We start from the raw sequence: 14,395 nt of genomic DNA, 5'->3' as shown, positions 1-14,395 counted from the left end.
GGCCGTCGTCAATCTCTCTTAGTGGATGCCCTCGGCGAACTCCTCGACGATCTTGGCGTTGAACGCCGGCAGGTCGTCCGGGGTGCGGGAGGTGACCAGGCCCTGGTCGCACTCGCACTCGGAGTCGACCCAGGTCGCGCCCGCGTTGGTCAGGTCGGTCTTGAGCGACTTGAACGAGGTCACGGTGCGGCCGCGCAGAGCGTCGGCGTCGGCCAGGATCCAGGGGCCGTGGCAGATCGCGCCGATCGGCTTGCCGGCCTCGGCGATGCCGCGCACCAGGGCGACGGCGTTCTCGTCGGTGCGGATGATGTCGGCGTTGTTGGTGCCGCCGGGCAGGATCAGCGCGTCGAAGTCCTCGGCCTTCGCGTCCGCGGTGGTCAGGTCGACGGTGACCTCGGCGCCCTTCTTGCCGGTGATGGTGCCCGACTCGGTGGAGACGACCTTGACCTCGGCGCCCTCGGACTTGACGGCCTCGACCGGGCTGGTCAGCTCGGAGTCCTCGAAGTCGTTGGTGGCGACGACGGCGACCTTGACGTTGTCCAACTGGCCCATGACTCTTCCTCCTGATTGATCGGTAACGTTTACGGCACCGAGGGTAACCATCGGCGCGCACTATTCAAGGTTTCCTGCGCAGCGGTGGTCCCGGTGCCTGTTTCGGTCATATCTGTGTCGTCTTCTTGTCAGGGGAGTCCCGCATGTCCGCACCCGTGCTCTTCGTCGCCGCCGACCGTGGCGAGGCTGCCGGCCTCCCGCCCGAGGCGGACCTGCTGGTCACGGGCGTGGGTCTCGTGTGCGCGGCCGCCGCGGTGGCGCGTCGGCTGGCGCAGTGCGGGTACTCGCGGGTGGTCAACATCGGCACCGCAGGCGCGCTCCACGACGGCATGGGCGGCGCCTACGAGGTTGAGACCGTCACCCAGCACGACTTCGACGTCACCCTGCTCAAGCGGGTCAGTGACAACGCCGACGACGAGTCCGAGGCGCGCTGGCTCGGCGCCCTCCCGCGTGCCGCCGTCGAGCTTGCTGACGTCGCGCACGCCCTCGGCTTCGTGTGACGGTGCGGGGTTGTTGCTTTGGCGGCGTTCCTTGATGCTGTTGTTTGACGATGCTCGTGGGTGGCTTTGATTATGGGCAATGCCCGCGATGGGGGTTGTCCTGGTTTGGTTGTTGCTGGTTAGGTCGGGTTTTGTTCGGGGGCTTTTCTGGGGGGTCGGGCCGGCCCGGGGGTGTGCAGTGATGTACTGCAGCCTCATCCTGTCTCGTCGATGCTGGTTTCTGTACGGCGGTGCAGTGATCCACTGCAAGCTCGTCGGGGTCAGTTGGGGGAGAGGCTGGGTGCGTTGAATGGGGATCGTGCAGTGATCCACTGCAAGACCCTGTCGAGGGGTTTGGGCGTGCTGGTGCAGTGACTTACTGCGAGGGCTGTCGGAGAATGACAAGTCTCCGAACCATGGCTTCGCCCGGGTCTCCGGCTGCCGGCCTTGCGATCGCGATGCACTCCGGGTGGTGCGCGGTTGGCGATGACGGTCTCGGAGCATCGCCGGGAGGCTGAGGAGCGGGCGAGGGTGCGTGGTGAGGCGAATCGGGCGGCCTATGACGAGGAGATCGGTTACGACCCGGCCGCACCCGTGCCCTTCTGAGCCCGACAACCCAAACCCCCGCAAACCACAAAAAATGACGCCCACGCGCGGGGCGTGGGCGTCGGAAAGCAAGGAGAGGAGGTGAAGGAGAGTGGACTCAGTCCTCCGGCTTGCCGATCGCGACGGCGGAGCCGCTCGGCTTCTTGAAGGGCGTGATGTCACGCAGGTGCTCGCGCACCTTGGTGAAGCCCTCCGAGGCGGTGAGCGCCTCGCCGCGGGCGGTCGCGATCTGGATGTCGTCGATCGTGATCTCGCCGGCACGCAGCGCCACCATCTCCGAGTGGTAGCGGAACCAGACGGCAACCACGGCCGCGACCGGCACCGCGAGGAAGGCACCCATGATGCCGAAGAGCGTGGAACCGACCGTGACCGAGAGCAGTACGATCGCGGCGTGCAGGTTCATCGCCTTCGACTGGATGATCGGCGAGAGCACGTTGCCCTCGATCTGCTGGACCAGGACGATGAGCAAGAGCACGAGCAGCGCGTTGGTCAGGCCGTTGGTCACCAGTGCGATGACGACGGCCAGGGCGCCGGCGGTGAACGCACCGATGATCGGGATGAAGCCCGCGAAGAACGTGATCACGGCCAGCGCGAGCGCCAGCGGCACCTGCAGCACGACCAGGCCCAGGCCGATGAAGACGGCGTCGACCGCGGAGACCAGCGCCTGCGCGCGGATGAAGCCCGCCAGCGTGTTCCAGGACCGCGAGAGCACCTCGGTCAGGTGCCAGCCCGCGTTGCCGCCGGTGTACTGGCGCATCCAGGGCAGGAAGCGTGGGCCGTCCTTGAGGAAGAAGAACGTCATGACGACCATGACCAGCAGCGTCACCGCCGCCGAGGTCGCCCCCGACAGGCCGGCGAAGACACCGGTCGCGATCTGCGAGGCACGCTCCTGCAGGAAGCCCATGACGTCGTTGAGAAGGTTCTCGAATTCGCCGAGCTCCAGGTTGAGCGGCGGGTCCTGCACCCAGTCCAGCAGCTTCTGGCCGCCGTCCTGCGCCTGCTCCACGAGCTGGGGGATCTGCTTGCGGATCGACGGCGCGATCATCGCGCCGACGCCGAAGATGACCGCGACCGCGCCGAGCAGCGTGATCACCACGGCCAGCGCCGCCGGCACCTTGTGCTCGCGCAGCCACTTGACCGGCGGCCACAGCACGGTGCAGACGATGAGTGCGAGCAGCACCGGCAGCAGGCCGGTCCAGACCATGCCGAGACCCTGCCAGAGGATCCAGCCGGCGGCGACCATGATGATGAAGCGCAGCGCCCACCCGGCGGCCCAGCGGCCGTCGCGGCCGATGATGACACCGCGGTCGGTCACGCCCTCGTCACGCTCGACCGCGCCGGGGAAGGTGCCCTCCACGTGCGCGTGGACCGTGGCGGGGAAGTCCTCCGTCATGCGGCGCTGGGCGTCCTTCTTCGGCGGGGTCGGCGGATCGACCTGCTCGGAGCGTTCGATCTGCTCCTCGGTGCGCGAGCCCGCGGGCTGCTCACCGGAGTTCTCGGAGTTCGTCATACGGCGAGCGTATCCGAGCAAGCCGCCGAGGGACACCCGGACGGCCACCGCGGACCGGGCCCGCCGGGTCCGCCCGGCCCGCCGGGGAGACAGCCCGGGAGATTAACGACGCCCCGCGCCCAGGACGTCGGCGCGCACCCGCCCCGTGTCCGTGTGGAGCCCGAAGCGGTGCGTGGTCACCGAGACGGCCTGCTCGAGGAGGTAGGGCAGCAGCTCGCGGCGGCCGTCGGCGAGGACGGGACCGTCGAGGACGACGGCGCCGTGCTCGGCGGCGGTGGTGCGCAGCAGCTCCGGTACCTCGCCCAGGCAGCGCACGCGGGCGGAGTCCTGGGAGGCCACCGCGCCGGCGAGGCGCTCGACCTGCGAGTCGTCGGCCAAGACGACCGGGGCCTGCGCCCGCGCGGCGGCGAGGCGCTGGCGGATGACGTCGCGGCGGGCGGCACCGGAGCCGACGTGGACGAGCACCGGCTCAAGCACCGGACGGTAGCGGAAGACGTTGGCCTCGCCGGCCAGGGCGGCCGGGTCGTGCGCGCGGCCGAACTCGGAGCGCCAGGCCAGCTCGTCGAGCTCCGCGGCGCGCCACAGCCAGTTCAGGTCGGCCTCCGTGAGCTCGTCACCGACCAGCTCGGCGGCGCGGCGCAGCTCCGCGGCGACCGCCGGCTGCAGGTCGACCTCGTGGACGGGCAGCTCGCCGGCCGGGTCGGTCCAGTCGCCGAGCTGGGCGACGTAGTTCGGGCCGCCGGCCTTGGCGCCGGGGCCGACCGAGGAGTTCTTCCAGCCGCCGAAGGGCTGACGCTCGACGATCGCGCCGGTGATGCCGCGGTTGACGTAGGCGTTGCCCACCTCGACGCGCTCCATCCAGTGCGCGACCTCGTCGTCGTCGAGCGAGTGGATGCCGCCGGTGAGCCCGAAGCCGGTCGCGTTCTGCCAGTCGATGGCCTCGTCGAGGTCCTTCGCCCGCATGATGCCGAGGACCGGGCCGAAGCACTCGTGGGTGTGGAACCAGGAACCGGGACGCACGTTGTCGCGGATGCCGGGGCGCCAGAACAGTCCCTCCTCGTCGAGCTGTTCCGGCTCGACGAGCCAGCGCTCGCCCTCCTCGAGCTGGGTCAGACCGCGCTCGAGTTTCTCGCCGGGCGCCTCGATCAGCCCGTTCATCGTGGTCGCCGGGTCGGTGCCCGGCCCCACGACGAGGGTCTCGGTGGCGTCGACGAGCTGGCCGATCAGGCGCTCCGAGGGCCCGTCCGAGCCGACGACGATGGCCAGGGAGGCCGCGGAGCACTTCTGCCCGGAGTGGCCGAAGGCCGAGTGCACGAGGTCGTCGACGGCGAGGTCCGGGTCGGCGAACGGTGTGATGACCAGCGCGTTCTTGCCGGACGTCTCGGCCTGCAGCACCACCTCGGGCCGCCAGGAGCGGAACAGCGCGGCGGTGTCGCTGGCACCGGTGAGGATCACCTGGTCGATGTCCGCGTGGCTGATCAGGTGCCGGCCGGTCTCGTCCTCGGGGACCATGACCAGCTGCACCAGGTCCGGGTCCTCGCCGGCGGCGGCGAGCCCGGTGCGGACCGCCTCCACGAGCACCGCGGCGCACCGGGTGACCTGCGGGGCGGGCTTGACCACGACGGCGGAACCGGCGGCCAGCGCGGCGGTGATGCCGCCGACCGGGATGGCCACCGGGAAGTTCCACGGCGGCACGACGAGGGTGAGCGTGCGCGGGTGGAACTCGGCCTGCGGCCCGGCGAGCCGGCGCGCGGAGTGCGCGTAGTAGGAGCAGAAGTCGACGGCCTCGGAGACCTCGGGGTCGGCCTGGTCGACGGTCTTGCCGGCCTCCTGCGTCATCGCCGCGATCAGCCGTCCGCGCGCGTCGGCGACGGCGTCACCGACGGCCTCCAGCACGTAGGCGCGCTTGCCGACGTCGCGTGTGCCCCACGCCGCGCCCAACGTGCGGCCGTGGGCGAGCGCGGCGTCGACAATCTCTGTGTCGGTGACCGGCTCGGGGGCGTCGGGCAGCTCGGCGGTGAGCGCCTCGAGCGCCCAGGAGCGGTTGGCGGGCAGCGCCGGGTCGGTGTCGGGCTCGTTGGCGAAGCGGCCGGTGCGCGGGGCCTGCCGACCGGACTCGGCGGTGCGGTCCTGGCGGCGGCGCGGGCCGGCCGGGGTCTCCCAGCGGGAGCGCACGGCACGGGCGAAGACCTCCTCCTGGCCGTCCATCGCGCCCTCGCCCTCCGGGGCGAACAGCGAGTGGAGGAAGTTCTCCGGGTCGGCGTTCTCCTCGAGGCGGCGCACGAGGTAGGAGACGGCGACGTCGAAGTCCTCGGTACGCACGACGGGCGTGTAGAGGATGACGGTGCCGAAGACCTCGCGCACGGCGCGGGCCTGGCCGGGCGCCATGCCCTGCAGCATCTCGGCGTCGAGCTGGCGGGTCACCCCGCGGCGGTCCGCCAGCTCCCAGGCGAGCGCGGAGGTGAACAGGTTGTGGGAGGCCACACCGACGCGGAGGGCGTCGGCGAGGTCGGGCTGCAGGGCCAGGTCGAGCAGGCGGTAGTAGTTCGAGTCGGTCTCGGGCTTGGTCAGGTAGGGCGCCTGGGGCCAGCCCTGGACCTCGGCGTGGACGCGCTCCATGGCGAGGTTGGCACCCTTGACCAGGCGGACCTTGAGCGGGGCGCCGCCGGCGGCGTGGCGGGCGCGGGCGAAGTCGGCGATCCGCTCGAGGGCGGCCGGCGAGTCGGGCAGGTAGGCCTGCAGGACGATGCCGGCGGTCAGGTCCCGGAACTCGGGCTCGTCGATCAGCCCGGTGAACAGGTCGACGGTCAGCTCGAGGTCGTGGTACTCCTCCATGTCGAGGTTGACGAAGACCCCGTGGGCCTTCGCGGCGCGGTAGACGGGGCGCAGGCGCTCCTTGAGGCGCTCGAGGCTGCCGGCGTGGTCCCAGTGCTGCAGCTGGGCGCACAGGCTGGAGGCCTTGACGGATACGTAGGTGACGCGCGGGTTCTCGATGAGCTCGATGGTGCGGCGCGTGCGGTCGCGCGCCTCCTTCTCGCCGAGGACGAGCTCGCCGAGGAGGTTGAGGTTGAGCTGCTCGCCGGCCTCGGCGGCCCGGTCGAGGCGGTCGCGCAGGGTGCGGCCCTCGACGTCGAGGACGAGGTGGGAGACCAGCTGGCGCATGCGGGCCCGGGCGGCGGGCATGACCAGGCGCGGGGCGATCCGGCCGGCCTTCGCACCGACGGTCAGCAGTGCGGAGTCGACGGAGCCCAGGAAGGACGGGGAGACGCCGTCGGTGACCTTGTGCAGGGCCTGGGCTGCGGCGGCGTCGTCGGTGGGACGGGCGACGCGGTCGACGAAGTCCATGGTGAAGCGCATGCCCTCGGGGTCGCGCAGGATCGCGGAGAGCTGCTCGGCGGCGCGGGCCTCCGAGCCGGTTTCCGAGTCGGCGGCCAGCCACTCGTGGGCGCGGGCGATGGCGTCCGGCACGGCGGCGTCGACGTCGGCGGAGTTCGCCGGCGCGGTGGGGGTGTTGGTGGAGTCGACGGTCACTTCGCGTCCTTTCCTTAGGGGTGCGGCGGAGCGCACGAAGAGATACTGGTGAGCCGTGTCATAATCGGCTGACACACGTTAGACAGCGCAATGGTGCGCACGCAACAGATGGGGTGCGCTGGGGTGATGGGCGCGCGGGGTCGGAAATTTAGGGGTGTTGAACTGCGCGGACGAAGAAAGTTGAGCCTGTGTGGAACAATTTTGGTGCCGGGGCGTTGTACCTGGTGCGAGGTTGAGTGAGCCTGGCTCAAGGGATTCTGTTACAGTGGTCCGCGTTGAGCCCCGACGGGTCAACTCCGCCAGAAGCTAACGAACGAACACTTAATTCAGGAGGAACACACACCATGGGTCGCGCAGTAGGCATCGATCTCGGCACCACCAACTCGGTCGTCTCCGTGCTCGAGGGCGGTGAGCCGCAGGTCATCGCGAACTCCGAGGGTTCGCGTACCACCCCGTCGGTCGTCGCCTTCGCCAAGAACGGCGAGGTGCTGGTGGGCCAGTCCGCCAAGAACCAGGCGGTCACCAACGTCGACCGCACCATCCGCTCGGTCAAGCGCCACATCGGCGACCCGAGCTGGCACGTCGACATCGACGACAAGAAGTACACCGCGCAGGAGATCTCCGCGCGCACGCTGATGAAGCTGAAGAGGGACGCCGAGAGCTACCTCGGTGAGGACGTCACCGACGCCGTCATCACCGTCCCGGCCTACTTCGAGGACGCCCAGCGTCAGGCCACCAAGGAGGCCGGCCAGATCGCGGGCCTGAACGTCCTGCGCATCGTCAACGAGCCGACCGCGGCCGCCCTGGCCTACGGCCTGGAGAAGAACGACGACGACCAGACCATCCTGGTCTTCGACCTCGGCGGCGGCACCTTCGACGTCTCGCTGCTCGAGATCGGCGACGGCGTGGTCGAGGTCCGCGCCACCGCCGGCGACAACGAGCTCGGCGGCGACGACTGGGACCAGCGCATCGTCGACTGGCTCGTCGAGAAGTTCAAGGGCGCCCACGGCATCGACCTGACCAAGGACAAGATGGCCCTGCAGCGTCTGCGTGAGGCCGCCGAGAAGGCGAAGATCGAGCTGTCCAGCTCGCAGCAGACCTCCATCAACCTGCCCTACATCACCGTCGACGCCGACAAGAACCCGCTGTTCCTGGACGAGACCCTCTCGCGCGCCGAGTTCCAGCGCATCACCCAGGACCTGCTGGACCGCACCAAGAAGCCGTTCAACCAGGTGCTCTCCGACGCCGAACTCTCGGTCTCCGAGATCGACCAGGTCGTCCTGGTCGGCGGCTCGACCCGTATGCCGGCCGTGACCGACCTGGTCAAGGAGCTCTCCGGCAAGGAGCCGAACAAGGGCGTCAACCCGGACGAGGTCGTCGCCGTCGGCGCCGCCCTGCAGGCCGGCGTCCTGCGCGGTGAGGTCAAGGACGTGCTGCTGCTCGACGTGACCCCGCTGTCGCTGGGCATCGAGACCAAGGGCGGCGTGATGACCAAGCTCATCGAGCGCAACACCACCATCCCGACCAAGCGCTCCGAGACCTTCACCACCGCCGAGGACAACCAGCCCTCCGTGCAGATCCAGGTCTTCCAGGGCGAGCGCGAGATGGCCAGCGCCAACAAGCTGCTCGGCTCCTTCGAGCTCGGCGGCATCGCGCCGGCTCCCCGCGGCGTGCCCCAGATCGAGGTGACCTTCGACATCGACGCCAACGGCATCGTCCACGTCACCGCAAAGGACAAGGGCACCGGCAAGGAGAACACGATCACCATCCAGGACGGCTCCGGCCTGTCCCAGGAGGAGATCGACCGCATGGTCAAGGACGCCGAGGCCCACGCCGAGGAGGACAAGAAGCGTCGCGAGGACCAGGAGACCCGCAACTCCGCGGAGTCGATGGTCTACCAGACCCGCAACTTCGTGAAGGAGAACGAGGACAAGCTCTCCGACGACGTCAAGGGCAAGGTCGAGGACGCCGCCAAGGGTGTCGAGGAGGCGCTCAAGGGCGACGACCTCGAGGCCATCAAGTCGGCCGTCGAGAAGCTGTCCACCGAGTCCCAGGAGATGGGCAAGGCCATCTATGAGGCCAGCCAGAACCAGGGCACGACCGAGGCCGGTGCCGCCGGTGCCGGCGCCGCCGCTGACGACGACGTCGTCGACGCCGAGGTCGTGGACGAAGACGAGAACAAGGACGGTGGCGATAAGTGACCAACCCGATGAGCGACGACCCCGGCGCCCCCGAGGCGACCGACCCGGAGGCCACCAGCCCCGAGTCCGCTGAGGCCGCCGTCGAGGAGGCGGAGGCCGTGGTGGACGACGCCGCGGCCGAGGCCGAGGCTGCTGAGGCCGCTGAGCCTGTGGCCGAGGACGGCCTCGCGGCTGAGCTCGCCGAGCGCACGGAGGACCTGCAGCGGGTCACCGCCGAGTACACCAACTACCGGCGGCGCACCGAGCGGGAACGCCAGGCGGCCGTCGAGCACGCCCGCGCCGGCGTGGTCGGCCAGCTGCTGCCGATCCTCGACGATCTCGAGCTGGCCCGCCGCCACGGCGACCTCGAGGACGGACCGCTGAAGTCCTTCGCGGACAAGTTCCGCGGCACGCTCGACTCGCTGGGCCTGGATGCCTTCGGCGTCGAGGGCGAGCCCTTCGACCCGGAGATCCACGAGGCCGTCCAGGACGCCTCGACCGGCGACGAGAAGGTCCTCGGCAACGTCCTCCGGCAGGGCTTCTCCCTCGGTGGGAAGACGGTGCGCACCGCGATGGTGATCATCGGCGACCCGCAGGGCGACGCCCCGGCGGACGACGGCGACTCGGAGAACACTGAGGAGGCCTGACCCGCCTCCCGGGCCGTCGGCGCGAGCCGGCGGCCCGGACCGGACATTTAGCACCTTTTACTTAGACAGATTTAGCACCGTATTCAGTTAGCCCGCCCACCGATGAAGACGATGGCGGAAGGAGGAGATGCCCAGTGGCTGAACGTGAATGGGCAGACAAAGACTATTACGTGGACCTGGGTGTCTCCTCGTCCGCGGGCCACGACGAGATCAAGCGCGCCTACCGCAAGATCGCACGCGAGAACCACCCGGACAAGAAGCCGGGCGACAAGGCAGCCGAGGCCCGGTTCAAGCGCGCCGCGGAAGCCTACGACGTCGTCGGCGACGAGAAGAAGCGCAAGGAGTACGACGAGTTCCGGGCGATGATCGCCCACGGCGGATTCGGAGGTACCGGGTTCCCGCCCGGTGGGTTTCGCACGTCGACGCGGGGCGCGGACGGATTCAACGTCAACGACATCTTCGGACAAGGTGGAGGATTTTCTGCAGAAGGCGGTCTGGGTGACCTCTTCGGTGACATCTTTGGCAATCGGGGTGGCGGTCGCCAGCGTGCTTCGTCGCGGTCGCGGCGGGCGTCGCGGGGGGCCGACGTCGAGACGCAGATAACCCTCGAGTTCCGCGAGGCCGCCAAGGGCACGACCCTGCCGCTGCAGATCTCCGGCGAGGCACCCTGCGCGACCTGCCACGGCTCGGGCTCCCGCTCGGGCGAGAAGGCGACCTGCCCCGAGTGCGAGGGCTCCGGCTTCACCAACGAGCAGCGCGGCGCCTTCGGGTTCTCCGCGCCGTGCTCGAAGTGCCAGGGCACCGGCGAGGTCATCGAGGATCCGTGCACCACCTGCTCGGGCACCGGCACCGTGCACCGCACTCGCTCGATCACCGTGCGCATCCCCGCCGGCGTCATCGACGGGCAGAAGGTGCGCCTGGCGGGCCAGGGCGAGGCCGGCCCGAACGGGCGGCCGTCCGGCGACCTGTTCGTCACCGTCCACGTGCGTGACGACGCCGTGTTCACCCGCAAGGGCGACGACCTGGAGGTCACCGTGCCCGTGTCCTTCGCCGAGCTGGCGCTCGGCGACACGGTCACCGTGCCGACGCTGGACTCGCCGGTGCGCGTGAAGATCCCCGCCGGCACCCGCGACGGGCGCACCCTCAGGGTGCGCGGGCGTGGCATCAACGGCGGCGACCTGCTGGTCACCGTTGAGGTAAGCGTGCCGACCCACCTGGACGCGGCCGCGACCTCCGCGCTGCGCACCTACGCGCAGGCCGAGCGTGAGTCCGGCTTCGACCCACGGGCCGACTGGGAGGGGGCGCGGCGATGAGCGACAAGGACGAGAAGGTCACCGAGGAGGTCTTCGTGATCTCCGTGGCCGCGCAGCTCTCCGGCATGCACGCCCAGACGCTGCGCACCTACGACCGCCTCGGCCTGGTGACCCCCGCGCGCACCCGCGGCGGCGGACGACGCTACTCGCGTGAGGACGTCGTGCTGCTGCGCCGGGTGCAGAAACTCAGCCAGGTCGACGGCGTGAACCTCGCCGGGATCAAGGCGATCCTGGACCTCGACCGCGAGAACGCGGAGCTGCGGCGCCGCGTCGACGACCTCGAGGCCGAGAACGAGGCCCTGCGCGAGGCGCACACCGCCCGCGCCCGCGGCGGCGAGCTCGTGCCCGTGCCGCGGTCGACGGCCGTGGTCATGTGGAGCCCCGGGGCGCGTAGACGCCGGTCGAATCGCCCGGACCACGCGTGATCGCCGCCAGCGCGGCGAGCGTGACCGGGTCCTCCCAGTAGCCGCTGTGGTCCACGCCCCGGCCGGCGTGCCACACGCGCGCCCCGAAGCCGGGGGAGGTCGGGTCCCGGCCGTGCACCCCGGCGCGGTCGTCGACCGTCAGGCCGATGGGGTCCGCCTTCGAGGTGATCGCGTGCACCCCACCTGCGCCGGCGAGCGAGAGCTCGCCGGCGTTCTTCGCGTCCACACCGGGGCTGCCGACGAGCACCAGGGCGTCGGCCTCGAGCGGCGGGTGCGGATCGCGGGCGGCCCGGGAGGCGACGACGGAGCCGTAGCTGTGGCCGAGGACCACGCGGCGCTGCCCGGGGTTGCGGGCGGCCAGCGCGGCCTGGAAGGTGCGCAGGTCCGCCGCGCCGTTGGCCGCGGGTTCGCGGGCCAGCGCGCCGGTCAGTGTCGCCGGTGCGCGGTAGCCGAGCCACATGACGGTCGCCGCCCCCGTGGCCTGGTTGAGCTCGCGGGCCCGGACGAGGTAGCCGGGCCAGGACTCCGGTTTCGAGGAGCCGACCCCGGCGACGAAGGTGAGCGTGGTCTCGGCCGAGTCGAGGTCACCGACCACGGCGACGACGCCGTCGGGGCCGGCCTCGAGCAGCCGGGCCTCGCCGCCGTCGAAGAGCGGGGCGAGCCGCGGGTTCTCGGTCAGCTGCAGTTCGTGGACGGCGTCGGGGGAGAGGCCGCCGAGGTCGCCGAGCCTGCGCCCGGGCGGGCCGGCCGGCGGGGTGCACAGGGCGGTGACCTCCTCGGCGCAGCGCCGGTCGAGGACCTCGCCGAAGGCGTCGGCGAGGTGTGCCAGCGGGCCCTCCCAGCCGATGAGCCGCTCGTGCAGCGAGGCGGAGACGTCGAGGACGGAGGCGACCGCCGTCATCTGCGCGGCCGTCTCGTTGACGGCCGGGGAGGTCTCGGCCAGGCGCGCGACCCCGGCCGCCGGGCCGCCGGCCACGCCGACGGCGAGGGCGGACTCCTCGGCGGCCCAGTCCCGGCCGGTGGCGCGGGCGCCGGCGGCGGCCGCCCGCAGAGCGGCGGCCGCGGCGCGCAGGTACTGCGCCGTCACCGCCGGAGCCATGCGGCGGTCTCGGCGTCGGCGGCGAACGCGACGTCGGAAAGCGAACCGAGGTCGGCCAGCACCTCGGCGCGGCGGCGGGCGCGCTCGGAGAGCGTGCCGTTCCAGGCTGCGAGGGCGCGGGTCAGGGCGGCGGCGGTGCGGGGCGGGTCGGTGAGCGGGACGGCGATCGTGGGGGCGTTGACGGCGGCCAGCGCGGCGCGGACGCGGGAGCGGAAGGCGTCGGTGAGGATCAGGTTCTCGGTCATGGCCCCATTGCAGCGTGCCGGCGCGCGCGGGGCGAGGGGCGAGGGGCGAACCTGTGGATAACTCTGGCCCATCCACATACCCTGGGACCATGCGAATTGCGGCGGCACAGATCCTGTCCACGGGCGACCCGGAGAAGAACCTGGTCACGGTCACCGAGGCGGTCCGGGAGGCGGCGGCCGGGGGCGCGCGCGTGGTCGTGCTGCCCGAGGCGAGCTCTCAGGCCTTCGGCACCGGGCGCCTCGACGAGCGGGCCGAAGAGCTCGACGGGCCCTTCGCGGAGGGGGTGCGCGCGGTGGCCGAGGAGACGGGCACCGTGGTGGTCGTGGGCATGTTCCGCCCGGCCGACCAGGCCTTCCACGACGGCAGGACGGTCAACCGTGTGTTCAACACCGCGCTGATCGTCGGGGACGGCGTCGACGAGCACTACGACAAGGTCCACACCTACGACGCCTTCGACTACGAGGAGTCCGCCACCGTCAAGCCCGGCGGGCGCGTGGTCACCTTCGACGTCGACGGGGTGCGCCTGGGCGTGGCGATCTGCTTCGACCTGCGCTTCCCGGAGCTCTTCCGCGAGCTGGCCTGCCGCGGCGCGCACGCCGTGGTGGTGCCCACGAGCTGGGCGGACGGGCCGGGCAAGCTCGAGCAGTGGCTGCTGGTGACCCGGGCGCGCGCGATGGACACGGGCTGCTACATCGTCGGCGCGGACCAGGCGCTGCCCGAGGGGGAGACTGACGGGCCGACGGGCGTGGGCCACTCGGTGGTCGTGGGCCCGGACGCGGGGATCATCGAGGAGGCCGGCGACCGGCCCGGGATCATCTACGCCGACATCGACACCGAGGCGGTGGCGGAGCAGCGCCGCGTGCTGCCGGTGCTGCCGCGCTGAGCGCGGGCGCCCAGCCGAAGGACTAGTCCCAGCTGAAGGCGGGCGAGAAGTCCTCGACCTGCACGTCGGCGGCGCCGGCGGCGCGGGCGGCGGCCGCGCTGGCCGCGGCGGCCTCCGGCAGCCCCGCGACGATGACGCGGTGGCCGGTGAGGTCGCCCGCGGCCTCGACGGGCTCGGCGACGGTGGTGACGGCCCCGACCCCGGAACCGTTGGCAGGCAGCGCGACCGCCGAGTGCACCCACCACGCGTCGGTGTGGTGTGCGGCCGTGGCGGTGACCGTCAGCCACGAGGTCGCCGCGGCGAGCGCGGCGAGCGCGGGCAGGTCGTAGAGCTCGCCGGGGTACTCGGCGTGCAGGACCACGTGGACTTCGGGGCGGGTCCGCGCGCTGAGCAGCGCAGTGACCAGGGCGCGCAGCGGGGCCCAGCCGGTGCCGTGGGCGATCATCGTCACCGGGCGCGGGTCGGCGGGGTTGAGGCGCAGCCCGCCCTCGGGGCGTCCGAAGACCCACTGGTCGCCCACTCGGGCCCGGCCCAGGTCGTGGACCGGGCAGTCGGCGGAGAGGTCGAGGTGGAAGCGCAGCTGGCCCATCGCGTCCGCGGGCAGCGCCGGGGCGAGCGGCACCCACACCCCGGGGGTGTAGGTGGCCGTGGTGGGCAGGCGCTGGCCGGGCGTGTAGGCCACGGGCAGGCCGGTGTCCACGGAGATCACGGCGATGCGGCGGGCGGGCCGCTCGACCGAGATGACCTGCCCGGCCGAGGCGGCGGGCACGCCGGCGCGGGCGTCGGCGAGGTCGGCGTCGGCCATGTGGGCGCAGCAGACCTCGGCGAGGTCCTCGGCGCGGGCGGCGGCCAGCGTGTAGTGGGCGCCGGCGGCCTTGAGTGCGGCGCGCAGGCCCGCGCGCAGGGCGGTGGCCTGGGCGGCGT

At 71.5% G+C, this 14,395-nt stretch carries 12 protein-coding genes; 6 read left to right on the top strand and 6 right to left on the bottom strand.

The annotated features are described in order from the left end of the window. Positions 1 to 18: 18 nt before the first annotated feature. Positions 19 to 552: a type 1 glutamine amidotransferase domain-containing protein gene (locus QQA02_RS05075; protein WP_284773701.1), complete on the bottom strand. Its 534-nt coding sequence runs from the start codon at positions 550 to 552 to the stop codon at positions 19 to 21. Between the two features lie 143 nt (positions 553 to 695). On the opposite strand from QQA02_RS05075, the gene QQA02_RS05070 reads away from it, so the two are divergent. Next, complete coding sequence (locus QQA02_RS05070; RefSeq protein ID WP_284863493.1) at positions 696 to 1,052, top strand: nucleoside phosphorylase-I family protein; 357 nt, start codon at positions 696 to 698, stop codon at positions 1,050 to 1,052. A 682-nt stretch (positions 1,053 to 1,734) separates the two neighbouring features. Here the strand turns inward: QQA02_RS05070 and QQA02_RS05065 are convergent. After that, a complete protein-coding gene (locus QQA02_RS05065) occupies positions 1,735 to 3,030 on the bottom strand; it encodes an AI-2E family transporter (RefSeq protein WP_284863532.1) in 1,296 nt (431 codons plus the stop codon). 219 nt (positions 3,031 to 3,249) lie between these two features. Further along, on the bottom strand, positions 3,250 to 6,678 hold the full coding sequence (locus QQA02_RS05060; protein WP_284863492.1) for a proline dehydrogenase family protein: 3,429 nt from the start codon (positions 6,676 to 6,678) through the stop codon (positions 3,250 to 3,252). Positions 6,679 to 7,022: 344 nt separating this feature from the next. On the opposite strand from QQA02_RS05060, the gene dnaK reads away from it, so the two are divergent. The 4 genes from dnaK to QQA02_RS05040 all read left to right on the top strand — a co-directional run bounded on the left by dnaK (position 7,023) and on the right by QQA02_RS05040 (position 11,243). Next, on the top strand, positions 7,023 to 8,879 hold the full coding sequence (gene dnaK, locus QQA02_RS05055; protein ID WP_284863491.1) for a molecular chaperone DnaK: 1,857 nt from the start codon (positions 7,023 to 7,025) through the stop codon (positions 8,877 to 8,879). 8 nt (positions 8,880 to 8,887) lie between these two features. Next, positions 8,888 to 9,505, top strand: a complete 618-nt coding sequence (grpE, locus tag QQA02_RS05050) for a nucleotide exchange factor GrpE (RefSeq protein WP_284863530.1) — start codon at positions 8,888 to 8,890, stop codon at positions 9,503 to 9,505. Between the two features lie 134 nt (positions 9,506 to 9,639). Beyond that, positions 9,640 to 10,818 carry a molecular chaperone DnaJ gene (gene dnaJ / locus QQA02_RS05045; RefSeq protein ID WP_284863490.1) on the top strand — a complete coding sequence of 393 codons (1,179 nt, stop codon included), beginning with the start codon at positions 9,640 to 9,642 and terminating at the stop codon, positions 10,816 to 10,818. Further along, positions 10,815 to 11,243 (top strand): heat shock protein transcriptional repressor HspR, encoded by a 429-nt coding sequence (locus QQA02_RS05040; RefSeq protein ID WP_284863488.1) that lies wholly within the window; start codon positions 10,815 to 10,817, stop codon positions 11,241 to 11,243. Before dnaJ ends, QQA02_RS05040 begins: the two co-directional genes overlap by 4 nt. On the opposite strand, the gene QQA02_RS05035 is transcribed toward QQA02_RS05040, so the two are convergent. After that, positions 11,188 to 12,342 (bottom strand): alpha/beta hydrolase, encoded by a 1,155-nt coding sequence (locus QQA02_RS05035; protein ID WP_284863487.1) that lies wholly within the window; start codon positions 12,340 to 12,342, stop codon positions 11,188 to 11,190. The two genes, QQA02_RS05040 and QQA02_RS05035, sit on opposite strands and share 56 nt — an antisense overlap. Next, complete coding sequence (locus QQA02_RS05030; protein ID WP_284773708.1) at positions 12,327 to 12,587, bottom strand: hypothetical protein; 261 nt, start codon at positions 12,585 to 12,587, stop codon at positions 12,327 to 12,329. The genes QQA02_RS05035 and QQA02_RS05030 overlap by 16 nt, the downstream gene beginning before the upstream one ends. An 89-nt stretch (positions 12,588 to 12,676) precedes the next feature. Here QQA02_RS05030 and QQA02_RS05025 point away from each other — a divergent pair, with 89 nt between their 5' ends. After that, positions 12,677 to 13,471 carry a carbon-nitrogen hydrolase family protein gene (locus QQA02_RS05025; RefSeq protein WP_284773709.1) on the top strand — a complete coding sequence of 265 codons (795 nt, stop codon included), beginning with the start codon at positions 12,677 to 12,679 and terminating at the stop codon, positions 13,469 to 13,471. A 22-nt stretch (positions 13,472 to 13,493) separates the two neighbouring features. Here QQA02_RS05025 and QQA02_RS05020 read toward each other — a convergent pair. Beyond that, positions 13,494 to 14,395 (bottom strand): ferredoxin reductase domain-containing protein (locus QQA02_RS05020; RefSeq protein ID WP_502870976.1); only part of this gene is annotated, 902 nt, incomplete at its 5' end.

Source organism: Corynebacterium sp. MSK006, from assembly GCF_030232385.1.
Classification (GTDB): Bacteria; Actinomycetota; Actinomycetes; order Mycobacteriales; family Mycobacteriaceae; genus Corynebacterium; species Corynebacterium frankenforstense_A.
The sequence above is the reverse complement of the archived record's forward strand: the minus strand, read 5'-3'. Positions and strand labels throughout refer to the sequence as shown.

Excerpts from the sequence above, each read along its gene's own strand:
- QQA02_RS05075 (WP_284773701.1), bottom strand. The coding sequence starts at position 552 with ATGGGCCAGTTGGACAACGTCAAGGTCGCCGTCGTCGCCACCAACGAC.
- QQA02_RS05070 (WP_284863493.1), top strand. The coding sequence starts at position 696 with ATGTCCGCACCCGTGCTCTTCGTCGCCGCCGACCGTGGCGAGGCTGCC.
- QQA02_RS05065 (WP_284863532.1), bottom strand. The coding sequence starts at position 3,030 with ATGACGGAGGACTTCCCCGCCACGGTCCACGCGCACGTGGAGGGCACC.
- dnaK (WP_284863491.1), top strand. The coding sequence starts at position 7,023 with ATGGGTCGCGCAGTAGGCATCGATCTCGGCACCACCAACTCGGTCGTC.
- grpE (WP_284863530.1), top strand. The coding sequence starts at position 8,888 with ATGAGCGACGACCCCGGCGCCCCCGAGGCGACCGACCCGGAGGCCACC.
- QQA02_RS05040 (WP_284863488.1), top strand. The coding sequence starts at position 10,815 with ATGAGCGACAAGGACGAGAAGGTCACCGAGGAGGTCTTCGTGATCTCC.
- QQA02_RS05035 (WP_284863487.1), bottom strand. The coding sequence starts at position 12,342 with ATGGCTCCGGCGGTGACGGCGCAGTACCTGCGCGCCGCGGCCGCCGCT.
- QQA02_RS05030 (WP_284773708.1), bottom strand. The coding sequence starts at position 12,587 with ATGACCGAGAACCTGATCCTCACCGACGCCTTCCGCTCCCGCGTCCGC.
- QQA02_RS05025 (WP_284773709.1), top strand. The coding sequence starts at position 12,677 with ATGCGAATTGCGGCGGCACAGATCCTGTCCACGGGCGACCCGGAGAAG.